The following is a 15,637-nucleotide window of genomic DNA, read 5'->3' as shown; positions in this document are numbered from 1 at the left end:
AGTCATGCGAACATACATTTGACACTAAATTAAGGGAGCGATAGACGTGCGGTTTTTACATACAGCCGATTGGCATATCGGTAAACAGCTTCACGGGTTCAGCCTGCTGGAGGAACAGCAGGATGCTTACCAACAATTACGACAAATTGCCCAGGAAGAAAACGTGGACGCAATGGTCATTGCTGGGGATCTATACGATCGTAAGGTTCCCAGCGAGGACGCCGTCAATTGTTTAAACGGCATGCTAGTCGATTTGAATCGACAACTGAAAATGCCCGTCTTAGCAATTAGCGGAAATCATGATAGTGCCACCCGGTTAAGTACGGGCCAGGAATGGTTTTCGGCGACCGATTTTTACCTGAATACAACCATAAAGCAGAGTTTAACACCCGTTGTTATGGGGAATACCCAGTTCTTTTTGCTGCCCTATTTTGAACCCCATCAAGTTCGCGAAACCTTTCATGATGAAAGCATTCGGACGGTCCAGGATGGAATGACAAGCATCTTAAGTGAAATGACCCAGCGGTTTGATGCGGACAAACGCCACGTTTTGGTGGCACACTTTTTTGCGGCGGGGAGTACTCACACGGATTCTGAAACCTTGGTTGAGGTGGGGGGATTGAACGCCATTCCGGTTGATCAGTTATCAGCGTTTGACTACGTTGCACTGGGGCATCTGCACCGAAAAGAGGCCCTGAATGAAGCAACGGTTAAATACAGTGGGTCTCCCCTGAAATTTTCGACTAGTGAGGCCGAAGACGTTAAGGGATGCTGGATTGTGGATACGGAAACCAATCCAGTGACGGTCACTTTTCGGGCGATAACGCCCCTGCACGATCTTGTCATTTTAAAGAATAGTTACGACCAACTAATGGATCCAAACCAAACGTTTAACGTCCGGCCAACGGATTACGTGGCCATTCAGCTAACGGATTCGGCACCAATCCCGAACGTCATGGAAGATTTGAAGCGCCGGTTTCCACAAATTATTGAGCTGACCCGGGTAAATCCCAGGCAGTTAACGACTCCAAGTCAGACCGTTGAGCAAATCAAACAGAACCCAACGGAGTTGTTGTCTGATTTTTACCACCAAGTCACGGGCGAAAAACTATCGGTTAATCAAAAGGACTGGGCGGCCAGTGCCCTCGTTAAAGCGGAAGGGGAACTTGGTAATGCGACCTATTAAATTAACCTTAGACTGGTTTGGACCCTATGAACACGCTGAGATTGATTTCACCAAACTGGCGGATGCGCCGCTATTTTTGATCAGCGGGAAGACGGGGAGTGGGAAGACAACCATTTTTGATGGTATGAGTTACGCCCTGTTTGACCAAACTTCCGGCCAGGAACGGGACGCGACGAGCATGCGATCAGATTTTGCATCCCCCGATGATTATACGCAGGTGGCGTTTGAGTTTGAACACCGGCACCGTCACTACCAAGTTATCCGTCAGCCCAAGCAGCTGCACACTAAACGGGGCGGCGGGGTGACCGAAAAGGGGGCGAGTGTTGAACTGACGGTCTTTGATGTGGAAGGGCACGAAGTCGATCAGGTCACCCGAAAAAAACAGGCGGATGACATGATTCTTGAGCTACTAAAGATGAATGCGAACCAGTTTTCACAGATCGTGTTATTGCCCCAGGGTAAATTCAGGCAGTTTTTAGTGGCGCCGAGTGATGATAAGGCGGCCATTTTGCGGCAGCTTTTTCATACGCAGCTTTACGTGGACTGGGCGGAACAATTGCGCACGGCCCAAAAACAGGCCAATCAAGCATTACGGGATCAACAGACGGCGATCCAACGAGATGTCAGTGACTTGATTTGGACGGAACCTAACCAGCAGGCGATTGACACCGGAACGGTTGGGAAAACCACCAGCGAACTGATAGAACTGGCTAACCAGCAGCAAACCGATTGGAAGGGCCAGCAGGCAACGCTCGATCAGAAAATTATTCAGGTCCAGCAACGAGTTAACCAACTGATTCAGCAGACCGAAAGGGAATTGCAGACGACCCGAATGTTTGATCAGCGGGATCAGCAAACGCGGCAATTAGCAGAATTGACCGATCAGGCCGATCAGATGAAAAAACGGCAGCGGTTAGTGGATCAGCTAGATTGGATTCAGCAACGGGCGCCAGAATACACCCAGTTAGTGCAGTTAACGGACGATATGGACCAGATGAAGCAGCAGTTACGACAGATGGATCAGACAAAACGGCAACTCGAACCCGAGTTGCTGCAACTGCGAAATCAGCGGCGTGAACTAACGGACCAGCAGCCGCAAATAGATCAGACAACGGCTAACCGGGTGAGATTAGAGTCACTGGTTGCGTCTTATCAGCGGGTTGATGAATTGAATCAGGAATTGAAAAGTCAGCGGCAACGCGTTGAAACGCTGACTAAAAACCTTAAAGCGTGCCAAGATGAGCAGCAAGCCGTTCAGAATCAATCGGTTAAGGTTCAAGCTCGGCTGGATCAAAGCGATCAACTGCACCACGATCAAACGGTAACTGTGACTCGCCAGCACCAGTTAGAACGGTTAATGGACCAGGCCATGCTGGTTCAGGAGCAGAAAAAAAACCAGCAGCAGCTAACGTTACTGGTTCAGCAAAAACAGGTCGAAGTCGATCAAGCAGATGAGCAATTCCAAGCGGCTAACCAAGCATTTGAAGCGATCAATCAGCGCTGGATTCAAAGTCAGATTGCCGTATTAAGCCAACAGTTAGCTCCAGGGACACCGTGTCCCGTATGCGGATCAACGGAACATCCTTACCCAGCGGTAACAACGGTTCAGTCCGTTACTGAGGCCGAAGTGAAAGTGGCCCGTCAAACTAGCGATCAGGCTAACCAGTTGTTGACAACGGCGAAGGCTCAGCTTCAAGATTACCAGGCGCAGTGCCAACAGATCCAAACCAAGTTAACCAGTGATCAGGACCAATTGGCGGACCAGTTAACGATGGTGACTTTGGAGTCGGTTGCCCCTGAACTTGTGATCAAGCGACTAACGGAGGAGCAAAATCAGGTTCAAGCAACGTTGAGTCACCTTACCCAACAGCTGGATCAGTTAGACCAAGATCGTCAGGTGAAACAGCAGTTGCAGGTGAAGGTTACTGAATTGACAACGACCATTAATCAGCTGCAAGAACAACTCCAAAAAGCCGAACAGTTGCAATCCGCCACTCAAGCGACCCTAACAACCGTCCAGGAAAAACTGCCAGCTGAGTTTCAAACTGCCGGTGATTTACAGGTGGAAATTCAACGGTTAAAGGCGGTAGTAGCTGGCCATGATGCCAAGTTAGAGTCTGTCACGGAGCAGGGAAATAAACTACAAATGCAATTAACCGAGCTGACATCCCAAATCAAACTAACGCAGAACCAGTTAACGGATAACCAGAAAAAGGCCGATGACTTAAGAAACCAACTGCATGCAGCCGTGGTTGCCACCTTTAACGTCACCGATGAGGCGGCCCACGATCAGTTCGTGACGGGATACGAACAGCTTGACCGGTTAGCCGAGCTGAGACAGGCGGTGACGGCCTACCAGCAGCACTGCACCGAAGTTCAGAATCGGTTAACGGAGCTGAACCAGCAGTTAACGGATCGGCAGCGGCCCGATGGGGAAGCCACTAAGCTGGCCCGGCAGGCAGCCGATACCGAACTGACCCAGTTGAGGGCGGAAGAGGGTGACCTTAAAATGCAGATCACCCAAAATGAACGGCGGTTGAATCGAATTGTAGCCGGGATGAATCGGCAGGAAGAGGAGCTGACGCACCAACGGGAGTTAGGCGAATTAGCGGATGTGATGAATGGGAATAGTGATTACAGTAAGCTTGGCTTAGAACGCTACGTTCTTCAAACCTACCTGCAACGAATTTTAGTGGCGGCCAACGATCAGCTGTTAAAGCTGACCAACGGCCGGTATCAGTTTGACTTAGATACTGGCGAAGCCTCATCCAAGAAACGGGCGGGGTTAGAAATTAACGTTTATGATGATAACGTTGGTGAAACCCGGAGCGTTCACACTTTATCCGGCGGCGAAAGTTTTATTGCGGCGCTGGCCTTGGCGTTAGCACTGGGTGAAGTCATTCAGGCTGAGACGGGATCGATTGACGTTGAAGCTCTGTTCATCGATGAGGGATTTGGTTCGCTTGACCAAGATGCGCTAAATACCGCCTTGCACTCCCTTGAAACGGTGGAGGGCCAGCACCGGATGATTGGAATTATTAGCCACGTCAGTGAACTGCAAGATCAGGTCCCTACCCAACTTCAGGTCATCTCGGATGGCGACGGCCGCAGCCGCGTGACGATTCAAACGGAATTTTAAGGGTGTTAATGACGCTTAAATGAGGCCTTGAGACATTTGGACCGCTTCGCTTAGAAAATATGACTCTTGCCGCATGGCCCGAAAGCTCTTCATCCTTAACAGGATGCTTTCGGACCTGTAGTTACGGGATAGGGTGAGGAATTCACTCGGTAGATCTTGAGGCTTAACGGGGTCATCGAAAAATGCTGATCTTGGGCATTATTCGATGACCTGGTTAAACGCAGAGATCTGAGCGATGGAACCCGACTAAAAGGGTGTGGAGATTCTCGCTTACTTTTGAGGATTAACGGAGCTCACAAAAAATACTGGGTTTTAGTATTATTTGTGAGCTTGGTTAACCGCAGAAAGTTGAGAAGCGGAGCCCGACTAAAGACAGACCACAACCAAATAGGGCAAAGGACCAAATCCGATCAAAATGCAATCGAACCTGGTCCTTTGCCCTATTTAGCATGATCTAAACGTCCTATGTCCCTGCCTTGCCTAGTTAATGCCTTAAACTTTCAAAGTCTTCGGACCACAGCAGCGCCATGGTTTTTTCACCGGTATGGACACCGACAACGGGACCAATAAAACTCGTTTCGAACGTCACTTGGGGAAATTCCTGCTTAAGCTCGGTAATCCAATCTGCGGATAGCTTAGGGTTATTGGCATCGATCACCACTGCCCTGACCGGGTAATCAACGTTCGCAATTTTTTCCGCAAACCCGCGTTTAATTTTAGCAAACGCTCGCTTCATGGTGTGTTCCTTATCAATGGCGATAATTTGGCCGGCTTCGTTGAAGGTTAGGATGGGTTTGATTCGGAGAAGGTTCCCCATGAAGCCGGAGGCGTTTGATAACCGGCCGGTCCGAACGAGGTGGGAAAGGTCGTCCACGACGAAGTATTCATCCATGGTAGCTTTTAACCGGTTCAAGGCCATCATAATGTCATCAGCAGAGCGACCATCCATGGCCATTCGAGCGGCCAACCGAACCATCATTCCTTCACCCATTGCGGCAATTTTGGAATCGAAGGGAATGACCTTAATATTAGTGATATTGGGAAGGTAGGCCTCTAAGTTCGGGAGAAAACTGGTGATACCGCTCGACAGGTGAATACTAATGACGGTATCGTATCCTTCGGCAGCGAGTTTGTCATATTCAGCCGTAATCTCGCCGATGGACACCTGAGCGGTACTAGGCAGTTCCCGTTCGGTTTTGAGCTTGTGGTAAAATTCCTCGGTCGTCATATCGACGCCTTCTTTATAGGGGCGGCCGTTAAAGATAATGGTGACGGGGACAACGTGAATGTTATATTTGGCGACTTCTTCGGGCGAAACATAACTCACGCTGTCCGTAACAATGGCAACGTTCAATCTTAGCAACTCCAGTGCAATTTATTATTAGTTATTGTTTGAGTGAGAGAAGAACAATTTCTCCTGTAACTCCTTATTTTATCAGTTTATGAACCGGGAACAAGTAATCACTTTTATTTCCCTGACAGGTTACGTGTTCTTCTTGTCGTAGGGGAGGAAAAGAACGTATAATGAGACCATTCAGTTAAATGGGGGATGACAGTATGCCACAAAAAAAAGGAGCTGCCCGGGAACGGAACTTTCGCTCCATTGCATTGGCACTTTTTATTGCCATTATTATTATTCAAACGATTGTTCCGTTTTTAGGCTACATCACGTTGGGACCAGTTAGTATTACGCTGCTTCAAATTACAACGGCCATTGCGGCAATTACGCTCGGGACCCGATCCGGAGTGATTGTTGGGACGGTATGGGGAGTGATTGAGTTCGTTCGGTCTTGGGCGGCTCCGACCACACCCTTCGCTGCATTAATGATGCATAATCCCTTTGCATCCATATTAGCCCGCTCGTTAGTTGGCCTATTTGCGGGGTTAACGTACGTGTACTTTGCTAAACGCATGAAACACAAGCAGTTCGGGATGGCTGCGGCCGGGTTCATGGCATCGTTTACGAACACCTTTTTTGTTCTGCTGTTTACCTGGCTCGGATTTATGCTCTTTCAGACGGGCTTCGGGGGAATTACCGGTGGGGCTTGGGTACCGTTCCTATTAGGGATTGCGGGAGCCAACGGAATTCCGGAACTTATTGCGTCCACGATTTTGACGCCGTTAATTGCAACACCGCTCGTGATTGCGCTAAAACGAAACGGTCATTTGGACTGATTTTGCCTAGAGTGTGAACATTTCATGATGAAACTATGATGATGTCGGCAAGACTTTTCTAAGATTTGCCAAATGGCCGTTTCAGTAGACCAATTCATTGTACAATGAGCAAAAGTCTTAAAGGAGGTCAATAGATGTTGACAAAATTGCAACAGCGGACCCGAAGAGATATTGTGATTGCAATGATTGATTTAGTGGAAAAACAGTCGTTTGAATCCATTACAATTACGGATATTTGTGAGGAATCCATGCTTCACCGGAGTACGTTTTACCGGTACTTTACCGATAAGTATGATTTACTTTACGGGGTATTCCAATACTTTGCGGATCAGTTGCTAGAAAAGGACGAACAAATATCAGTTGTTGATCAATTGGTAACGTTTGTGAGTTCTCACCGGACGTTCCTAATCCATGCCACCAGTAGTGATAAACACGAGACAGTCTATCATGAAATGATGCAGTTATGTTTGCGGGTAGTTGATGGCCGTCAATATAATCCGGCTTACCAAGAGGATGTGGTTGTTCAAACCATTCATTTGCAGCAAAATCAACCCGGTAAACTCATAATGGGGGCCGTGTGCGGTGCCATTGTGGGAACACTTGATCAGTGGCTAATGCAAGAAAACTTGGGGACGAAGGAATCGATGATTACCTATCTCACCCAACTCATTCAAAAAATGTAAACCGAACCGTTAGGAATCCAGATGTTTGTTCCTGACGGTCTTTTTGTGTATGCTAAGAAAAAAGGGGATGTTAGGATGCTTACGCCAGTACAGAAAAGCTTTGATGAGTTAACGACAATGGAGTTATTTGAGATTTATCGGGTGCGGACGGCCGTATTTGTGGTTGAACAAGATTGTGCTTACCAAGAGGTCGATCTGGATGACTTACGGGCCCAGCATCTTTTTTTCGTCAACGAAGCGGGAAAGATTATCGCCTACGCGCGCTTAATCCCTGAAAGAGATGGCCGGCAAATCCGCTTGGGTCGGGTTTTAGTCACCATTGGATCCCGCCATCACGGATATGCTGAAGCCTTAATCGAGGCCGCATTAGAAGTCGTTCGCTTGACCTATCCGAATGCTGAACAGGTCGTTGCTCAGGCCCAAGCCTACCTTAAAAAATTTTATCAAGGGTTTGGGTTTAAAGCTACGAGCGACGTTTACTTAGAAACGGGGATTCCACACGTTGACATGGTTAAATCATTAACATAGGGGATGGAGAAAGTGGCAACCATATTAACGCCAGAACTAATAACTCAGGCAAAACAGCTAACGGCTCAAAATCCCAAACTGGAGGGTTTCGTTGCGGGCGAAGGATCGCTGACACCCAAGTTTGTGTTAGTCAGCGAGGCCCCCGGCCGAACGGAAATTAAGTTAGGTCACCCCTTCCAGGGTCCGGCGGGGAAAGAATTAAATGAGTGGTGCCAACAGCTTGGCGTCAGCCGGGATGAAATTTACATTGCGGCTGCGGTCAAGAGTCGGCCGTTTAACGAAAAAAAGGGGTTTAAACGGGACCGCAAACCAACTCCCGCCGAAATCGAAGCTTTTGCTCCGTTCTTTGACTTTGAAATTGCTCACTTGGACTGTGACTTACTGGTTCCAATGGGGAACACAGGGCTGGAACGATTATTGGGCCGGGGGCAAAAAATTGGCGAAGTTCACGGTCAATTTTTACACCATGCGATTTTAGAGTGGGATGTGAAACACCAGCAGTGGCACTTTAGTGATAGGGAATATACGATTTTTCCAACGTATCATCCTTCGTATAGCAAACGGTTCAAGAAGATGCGCCCCGTAGTTGATGCCGACCTTAAAAAACTCCGAGCTTATCTGAGTGGGGAGCCCGACTAAAGATAGACTACAAACAAATGGGGATGTGACGTTAGTCCGCTTCGCTCAAAAGCCACAAATCTGCAACTTGGCACGAAGCCCCTCATCCAAAATACGGATGCCTTCGAGCTAGTAGTTACGTAACATTAGTCAACCCAAATCAAAATAGGGATCATCCCAAAACACGAACAAAGGACGTTCGTATTACGGGATGATCCCTATTTTGCCAGGCTTAAACGACTAATGTCATTAAATCCAGAGAGTGCTACTCCCTATTGTTAGCGTGCCGAATGAAGGTTTGAATAAGTTGGTTAGGTAAACCCTGAGCAACTAGGGCCCTTAGCGGCATATTCGTAAACAGTGGATTCTGTAAAATGGCGACCTTACCGTTCTGATCCACCGTAAATAACTGTTGCTCCGTAGTTGAACCGTGGTCAGAAAATGGCGTCACGACGTCCTTCATGAAGAGAGCCATCAACGTCGGGTCGCTAATGATTTCGTTAAGGTAGGTATTTTCGGAAATTTCGTGGGGTTCGTTTTCAAAGGTGAGGGTAATTCGCTGTTGAAGCCGGGTATCCCGGGATGACGCCCCAATCATTAATTCATAATCACCTGAGTCAGCCTCCCACATGTGTTTGCCAGTCCGGTACCAGCTGAAATCACGCCGGGTTAAGGTAAAGGTGACGGTCTTCGTTTCGCCAGCTTTCAGGGCCACCTTAGCAAAGTTGCGGAGTTCGGTGGCGGGAACTGGGCGATGAGTTGCGTGATTGGCAACGTAGAGTTGTGGGACCGCTTGGCCGGTTCTTTCTCCCGTATTGGTCACGTTAAACGTCACTTGAACCTTTTCGTCATCAATTTCGGTCTGCAAGTGAGTGTATTCAAAGGCGGTATAGCTAAGCCCGTAGCCGAACGGGTAGAGAACCCGCATTTCGTGACTGTTATAGAACCGGTACCCCATAAAGATGCCCTCAGAATAAATTTCGTGGTTCGGATCTTGATCAAACGTCATCGACATTGGGGTATCTGAAAGGAGGACGGGGAAGGTTTCGGCTAGGTGGCCCGATGGGTTGACGGCCCCGGTGAGAATATCCCAGGTCGCTTCACCCACAGCTTCCCCCGCAAGGTAGGTCTCCACAATGGCATTGACGTCATGGACCCACGGCATTTCAACCGGGGCACCGGTTTCTAAGACCACGGTGATGTGGTCATTGACGTCGGTTAAGTCACTCAGCAGTTCGCTTTGGTTATCGGGGAGTTGGAGACTCGTTTTGTCAAACCCCTCTGATTCCCAAGATTCGGGGTAGCCCAGAAAAACGACAACGTGATCAGCCTGTTTAGCGGCTTCAAGCGCGGCTGCCTCGAGGGTCGGCTCTGTGTCTAACTGATCAAGGTCGTAACCGGGCTGGTAGATGACGTGATCCGATAACTGGTTCGCCGCGTCGAGTGGCGTAACAAGATGCACGGGGTTCACGTGGGAACTACCCCCACCTTGAAACCGGGGTTTATCAGCTAACTGCCCAATAATTGCGGTCGTTCCCTTTGCGAGGTCTAATGGTAATTCGTTATGGGTGTTTCGTAACAAAACGATACTTTCATCCGCCATTTTACGGGCTGCCTCATGGTGTTTTGACTGGTCATAAGGTTCGGGATTAGCATCTGGTTGGCGCCGATCGATGATGGTAAGAAGCCGGCGAATGGCGTTGTCGAGTGCACCTTCGTCTAACTTCCCGGTTTTCACCGCGAGGACGATTTCATCAGTGGAAGGCTGCCCCTTTCCGGGCATTTCAAGGTCTAGTCCGGCCCGAATGGCCGCAGTATGATCCGCAACACCGCCCCAATCTGACATGGTCGCGCCTTGGTAGCCCCATTCGTCCCGTAAGACATCGGTGATCAGATGGTAATTTTGGGTGTTAAGGGTCCCATTAATTTTATTGTAGGAAATCATGAGGGTATCCGGGTTGGCGGTTTTGACAATAATTTCAAATGCCCGTAAATACAGCTCCCGGAGGGTTCGCTCGGAAACGTCAGAGGAGACGGTAAACCGCTGATTTTCCCGGTTATTAGCCGCAAAGTGTTTTACGGCCACCCCAACGTTTTGGCTTTGAACACCCTTAACGTACTCGGCACCTAAAACGCCCGTTAATAGGGGATCTTCGGAGAGGTACTCAAAGTTTCTGCCGCCAGCCGGAGTCCGTTTCATATTAACTCCGGGGCCTAAGACTAAGCTTACCCGTTCGGACCGGGCTTCTTCCCCGATTAAGGCGCCGAGTTGGAAAAATAGATCCCTGTTAAAGGAGTTCGCGGTGAGGGAAGCCGCTGGAAAACAAACGGCAGGAACGGAATCGTTAATATCAGAGATTCCCTTGCCAGGTTCGACCTTACGTAGTCCCGACGGCCCATCCGTCATCATCAACGGGTGAATTCCAAGACGGTCAATTTTGGCGGTGTACCAATTGTTCTTACCGGAAACGAGTGCCGCTTTTTCGGTCAACGTCAGTTCAGAAAGCGTTTTGTTGATGTCCATAGTTATACCCCTTTTGTTAGATTAGCTTCAGTATACAGCTGAAATTTCACGAAGTATAGCGCTACCATTTTTTATTATGGTGGTTGAAGAGTCACTTTTTCTGTAAACTAACTGTAGACGAGGTGAGCAAATGATTGGTCCAAACGATGGAAACGATTTTAGTAGTCAAGGAGTGGCGGACTATGACCGCTACTTTGGAACGCCGACCTATGATGATCACGTGCTTTTTGAACTTTTAACGGTTGGCGTTTTTCAGGTTGGCCTGAGTTGGCAGGCCGCGGCAAGTAAACTGCCGGTTTTGCGGCGGGATTTTAAGGGGATGGCGATTGAAGCCGTTGCTCAGATGGGGGAACCGGACGTGGAACGAATTGCTGCGGATCCGGATATGATTAGAAACCCCCGCAAAATCGCAGCGACGATCACGAACGCTCAGGCAATTTTAACCTTAAAATCGGAGTTTTCACATTTTTCCGATTACCTGTGGCAGTTTGTTGATGAGGTTCCCTTAACGATGCAAGTGGTGGATCGAACCGAGGTGGAAAATCAATGGCCCTTAGGTGCCCTGGTGGCTAAAGATATGAAACGTCGGGGATTCAAGTTTGTGGGGCCCGTGGTAACCACCATGTTTTTGAAGGCGGCGGGAATTTTTAAAGATGAGGTGCTTGACTGATCGATGAGTCGAGACCAAAATTTATAAAATTATTTATTAGATTCGAATGAGATAAAAATTAAAAAAGATGAGAATTTGGGTTGACAAGATTTAGTCGCTAGCATACACTTACACTAATTTGAAACGACAAACATGATCGGGTGAGTACCTAAGCGCAAACGTTCAAAGAGACCCCGCACTTGCTGAAAGCGGGGAACGAGAGCCTTAGTGAAGATGGCCTGAAAGACAATGGCGTTGCTGAATCCAGTGGATGAAGTAGCGATGACTGGCACTCATTATCGTGCACGCACTTACAGTCCTTCGGGATGAGAGTGTTAATGAGGGGTCAGTCGGAAGATTGACTTGAAGGTAGAATGGTACCGCGACAAAGCTCGCTTCTAACGTAACGTTAGGGGCGGGCTTTTTTATTTGATCGGGCCGTTTCAAAATTGAATTAAAGGGAGAGAGCAAGATGAAAAAACAAGTGAAAAAGTTATTACTCGGGGTATTGTTACTTCTGCCCATTCTAATTATTGCGGGCTGTGGGAAGGGGAGCTCAGCGGACCAAACCGTTAAGATCGGCATTATGAGTACCGATAAACCGATATGGGAACCCATTGTGAAGCAAGTTGCCAAAGAGGGGGTTACCCTGAAGTTAATCACTTTTACGGATTATAATCAGCCGAATGCGGCCCTGACGAATCATGAACTGGACCTAAATTCGTTTCAGCATACCTATTTCATGGATCAATGGAATAAGGCCCATCATACGGACATCGTTTCCATTGGGGCGACCTACCTGGCGCCATCCCGGCTCTACTCGGATAAAATTAAAGGAATTGACGATATTAAGAAGAATGATGAAATTGTGATTCCGAATGATGCCACCAATGAGGGCCGAGCTTTGAACCTCCTTCAATCGGCTAAGTTAATTACCCTCAAAAAGGGGGTCGCATTGCCTACTCCAAAAAATATAAAGACGAACCGGTTAAACCTGAAAATTACGCCGCTTGATGCAGCCCAGACTCCGCGTTCACTTAAGGACGTTGCGGCGGCCGTGGTTCCAAATGATATGGCAGCAAACGCCAATCTACCGCTCTCAAAGGTTATTTTTACCGAAAAAATCAACCGGAGTTCAAAGCCGTACGTTAATGTTATTGCGGCGAACGCTAAGGATAAGAATAAGGCAGCCTATAAAAAGGTCGTGAAGGCTTACCAGTCGGAGGCAAATAAGAAGAACATTCAAAAGTATTATCACGGAAACGCCATTCCGGCATGGGATCACAAGTTTTAGTGGAGAAATGGGTGAACGAAAATGAAATTAGACGCCATGATTAAGCTGCAACACGTTGACGTCACCTTTAACCAGCAGCATCGGACGGTGAAAGCCGTTCGGGATGTTTCGTTAACGGTTAACCGGGGGGATATTTACGGAATCGTAGGGTATTCCGGAGCCGGAAAAAGTACGTTGGTGCGGGTAATTAACCGACTGCAAGAACCCACGGCGGGGCAGGTTGAGGTAAACGGTCAAAACATGCTGGCATTAACGAACAAACAACTCCGGCACGCTAGAACGAAGATCGGGATGATCTTTCAGCACTTTAATTTAATGAACCAACGCACCATTGCCGATAACGTCGCTTATCCGCTGAAGGGATCCGGATTGGATAAGGCAGCCCGTGAAGCAAAGGTGGCCCACTTGTTGGAGTTAGTGGGGTTAGCGGATCAGGCCCAGGGTTATCCGGCCCAGCTTTCTGGGGGTCAAAAGCAACGGGTGGCCATTGCTCGGGCGTTAGCCAACGATCCGGAAGTCTTAATTAGCGACGAAGCCACTAGCGCATTAGATCCTAAGACGACTGGTGCCATTCTTGCGCTCCTAAAGGAGTTGAATGAACAATTGGGGGTGACCATCGTCCTAATTACCCACGAAATGGATGCGGTTAAGGAAATTTGCAACAAGGTGGCGGTAATGGAGGACGGTCAGATTATTGAACGGGGCAGCCTGCTCCAGATCTTTAGTCAGCCAAAACAACCGCTTACAAAGGACTTCATTAATACCTCTACGCAGGTGAACCAAGCGATAGAAAAGATTAGTCAGCAGGCGTTAACCCTCAGCGACACCCAGCGGTTAATCCATTTGGAATACGTGGGAACTGCTGCGGATGCCCCGCTGATTACGGAATTGTACAAACGGTACGGGGTGGTTTCGAATATTTTATACGGCAACGTTGAAATTTTGCAGGGGACGCCGTTAGGGAACTTAATCGTGGTAATGACAGGGGACCAGGCCAACTTAGATGACGCCTTGAACTACTGTCAGCAGCAACAAATTCACGTGAGTCCCGTTAAGCTTAAACAGGAGGTGGCGCAATGAATTGGTTTGCCCATTATTTTCCCAACGTTGTGACGATGAAAGCCGACTTTGTGACGGCGACCGGTGAAACCTTGTATATGGTTGCCATTACCGCTATTGTGGCGGGAGTTATCGGAATGGCAATGGGAATTACCTTGGTGGTGACGGCACCGGGGGGCATCTTGGCTAATCGGTTAGTGTATAACCTGCTTGATAAGCTGGTTAATCTGTTTCGCTCCATTCCGTTCGTAATTTTACTTGCGGTGATTGCACCGGTGACCAGGTTGATTGTAGGCACTGCGATTGGGACGACTGCAGCGATCGTCCCCTTAATCGTGGGGGCTGCGCCGTTCTATGCTCGGCAAGTTCAGAATGCCTTGGTGGAGGTGGACCGAGGAATTATTGAAGCCGCTCAAGCCGTCGGATCGGGACCGGTCGCGCTCGTTTTTCGGGTATATTTACGGGAAAGCTGTTCAGAATTGATCCGGGTTTCCGTTGTCACGTTAATTAGTATTATTGATTTAACGGCAATGGCTGGTGCCGTTGGTGGTGGTGGGTTAGGTAACCTGGCCATTATCATCGGTTACGATCGCTTTGAAACGGATGTGACTGTGATGGCGCTGATTATCATTTTAGCCTTAGTCTTTCTAGTTCAAATGATCGGCGATTGGTTAGCTCGGCGAACGAATCACGCGTAAAACGGGGTTAATGGTAAAATCATGTAAAAAGATCTAACATGAGTCCTCAGGTTAGCTAAAACCTGTTATAATGTTTAAGAACGAATTAGTTTACATGCTTAAACAGAGAAGGGAAGAAACATTTTGGCTGATCAAACACAATCAAGGACGTCCAAAAACCGGGTCATGCAAGGGATTTTTTGGGCGGCCATTGCCTCTACCATGTGGGGGATCTCAGGGACGGTCCTGCAAGTTATTTCTCAGGGAGAAAAAATACCTGCCGACTGGTACCTATCCGTACGGATGCTTGGTGCGGGAATCGTGGTTTTACTTATAAGTCTTTGTCTCTACGGCAAAAAAACGTTTAACGTTTTTCGATCGGGCCGTTCCATTGCGTGGCTGTTTGCGTACGCCATCTTTGGGTTGTCAGCCAATCTGCTGACGTTTTACTATGCCATTCAGTATGGTAACTCGGCGTCAGCCACTATTCTGCAGTATTTAAGCCCACTTTTTATTGTGTTAGGCGCCCTAGTTTTTAAGCACCAAAAACCATTACGAAGTGATATGATCGCCTTTGTGGTTGCCCTAGTGGGGGTGTTCCTTGCGATTACCAAGGGGAACATTTTTACGCTTAGTATTCCACTTCCCGCCCTCCTGTTTGGGATCGCATCTGGAATTACCTGTGCGTTCTACGTGGTTTTGCCCCGGCCCCTAGTGGAGGAGGGAAATAACCCCTCCATGGCCATCATGGGGTGGGGATCACTAATTGGTGGGATTGGGTTTAACTTGTATCACCCATTCTGGGTTGCCACCCCACCCATTACGCATACGTTGATTATTAGTATGAGTACGGTGATTATTATTGGGACCATTTTGCCGTTTTCACTCCTGCTTTACGCTTCCCAATTTGCACCTTCGGACGTGGTTAGCATTGTGGACGCCTTTCAACCCGTAGTGACGTTCATTCTCTCCATTATCTTTTTGGGGTTAAAGATGAGCTGGGTGGAGGTTTTAGGGTCAATCTTGGTTATTCTAGCCATATACCTTCTCCAACGCGGTCGCCGAGACGTTCAAGAACAAATGTTAGAGTAACGATTAATGTCAA

General features: G+C 48.2%; 14 protein-coding genes. 11 read left to right on the top strand and 3 right to left on the bottom strand.

What is annotated here, in order from left to right:
• The first annotated feature begins 46 nt into the window (after positions 1-46).
• Positions 47-1,186 carry an exonuclease SbcCD subunit D gene (locus DCM90_RS04250; RefSeq protein ID WP_109250099.1) on the top strand — a complete coding sequence of 380 codons (1,140 nt, stop codon included), beginning with the start codon at positions 47-49 and terminating at the stop codon, positions 1,184-1,186.
• On the top strand, positions 1,173-4,325 hold the full coding sequence (locus tag DCM90_RS04245; protein ID WP_109250098.1) for an AAA family ATPase: 3,153 nt from the start codon (positions 1,173-1,175) through the stop codon (positions 4,323-4,325). The genes DCM90_RS04250 and DCM90_RS04245 overlap by 14 nt, the downstream gene beginning before the upstream one ends.
• A 484-nt stretch (positions 4,326-4,809) precedes the next feature.
• Here DCM90_RS04245 and DCM90_RS04240 read toward each other — a convergent pair whose 3' ends face one another.
• Positions 4,810-5,679: a DegV family protein gene (locus DCM90_RS04240; protein WP_109250097.1), complete on the bottom strand. Its 870-nt coding sequence runs from the start codon at positions 5,677-5,679 to the stop codon at positions 4,810-4,812.
• A 203-nt stretch (positions 5,680-5,882) separates the two neighbouring features.
• On the opposite strand from DCM90_RS04240, the gene DCM90_RS04235 reads away from it, so the two are divergent.
• The 4 genes from DCM90_RS04235 to DCM90_RS04220 all read left to right on the top strand — a co-directional run bounded on the left by DCM90_RS04235 (position 5,883) and on the right by DCM90_RS04220 (position 8,350).
• Complete coding sequence (locus DCM90_RS04235) at positions 5,883-6,500, top strand: ECF transporter S component (protein WP_165815202.1); 618 nt, start codon at positions 5,883-5,885, stop codon at positions 6,498-6,500.
• Positions 6,501-6,634: 134 nt separating this feature from the next.
• Positions 6,635-7,183 (top strand): TetR/AcrR family transcriptional regulator, encoded by a 549-nt coding sequence (locus DCM90_RS04230; protein ID WP_109250095.1) that lies wholly within the window; start codon positions 6,635-6,637, stop codon positions 7,181-7,183.
• A 75-nt stretch (positions 7,184-7,258) separates the two neighbouring features.
• Positions 7,259-7,711, top strand: a complete 453-nt coding sequence (locus tag DCM90_RS04225; RefSeq protein ID WP_109250094.1) for a GNAT family N-acetyltransferase — start codon at positions 7,259-7,261, stop codon at positions 7,709-7,711.
• A gap of 3 nt (positions 7,712-7,714) precedes the next feature.
• On the top strand, positions 7,715-8,350 hold the full coding sequence (locus DCM90_RS04220) for a uracil-DNA glycosylase (protein ID WP_109250093.1): 636 nt from the start codon (positions 7,715-7,717) through the stop codon (positions 8,348-8,350).
• 244 nt (positions 8,351-8,594) lie between these two features.
• Here DCM90_RS04220 and DCM90_RS04215 read toward each other — a convergent pair whose 3' ends face one another.
• On the bottom strand, positions 8,595-10,853 hold the full coding sequence (locus DCM90_RS04215; RefSeq protein WP_109250092.1) for a beta-glucosidase: 2,259 nt from the start codon (positions 10,851-10,853) through the stop codon (positions 8,595-8,597).
• Positions 10,854-10,983: 130 nt separating this feature from the next.
• On the opposite strand from DCM90_RS04215, the gene DCM90_RS04210 reads away from it, so the two are divergent.
• Positions 10,984-11,523: a DNA-3-methyladenine glycosylase I gene (locus tag DCM90_RS04210; RefSeq protein ID WP_109250091.1), complete on the top strand. Its 540-nt coding sequence runs from the start codon at positions 10,984-10,986 to the stop codon at positions 11,521-11,523.
• A 113-nt stretch (positions 11,524-11,636) separates the two neighbouring features.
• Here the strand turns inward: DCM90_RS04210 and DCM90_RS09970 are convergent, their stop codons facing one another.
• On the bottom strand, positions 11,637-11,795 hold the full coding sequence (locus DCM90_RS09970; protein ID WP_165815201.1) for a hypothetical protein: 159 nt from the start codon (positions 11,793-11,795) through the stop codon (positions 11,637-11,639).
• Positions 11,796-11,974: 179 nt separating this feature from the next.
• Here DCM90_RS09970 and DCM90_RS04205 point away from each other — a divergent pair, with 179 nt between their 5' ends.
• The 4 genes from DCM90_RS04205 to DCM90_RS04190 all read left to right on the top strand — a co-directional run bounded on the left by DCM90_RS04205 (position 11,975) and on the right by DCM90_RS04190 (position 15,624).
• Complete coding sequence (locus DCM90_RS04205) at positions 11,975-12,796, top strand: MetQ/NlpA family ABC transporter substrate-binding protein (protein WP_109250090.1); 822 nt, start codon at positions 11,975-11,977, stop codon at positions 12,794-12,796.
• Positions 12,797-12,817: 21 nt separating this feature from the next.
• On the top strand, positions 12,818-13,876 hold the full coding sequence (locus DCM90_RS04200; RefSeq protein WP_109250089.1) for a methionine ABC transporter ATP-binding protein: 1,059 nt from the start codon (positions 12,818-12,820) through the stop codon (positions 13,874-13,876).
• Positions 13,873-14,553, top strand: a complete 681-nt coding sequence (locus DCM90_RS04195; RefSeq protein WP_109250088.1) for a methionine ABC transporter permease — start codon at positions 13,873-13,875, stop codon at positions 14,551-14,553. Before DCM90_RS04200 ends, DCM90_RS04195 begins: the two co-directional genes overlap by 4 nt.
• 165 nt (positions 14,554-14,718) lie before the next feature.
• Positions 14,719-15,624, top strand: coding sequence for a DMT family transporter (locus tag DCM90_RS04190; protein ID WP_109250531.1), 906 nt, complete (start codon positions 14,719-14,721; stop codon positions 15,622-15,624).
• Positions 15,625-15,637 lie beyond the last annotated feature (13 nt).

This window comes from Levilactobacillus bambusae, assembly GCF_003124125.1.
Taxonomy (GTDB): domain Bacteria; phylum Bacillota; class Bacilli; order Lactobacillales; family Lactobacillaceae; genus Levilactobacillus; species Levilactobacillus bambusae.
This window is presented reverse-complemented; position numbering and strand designations above follow the sequence as displayed.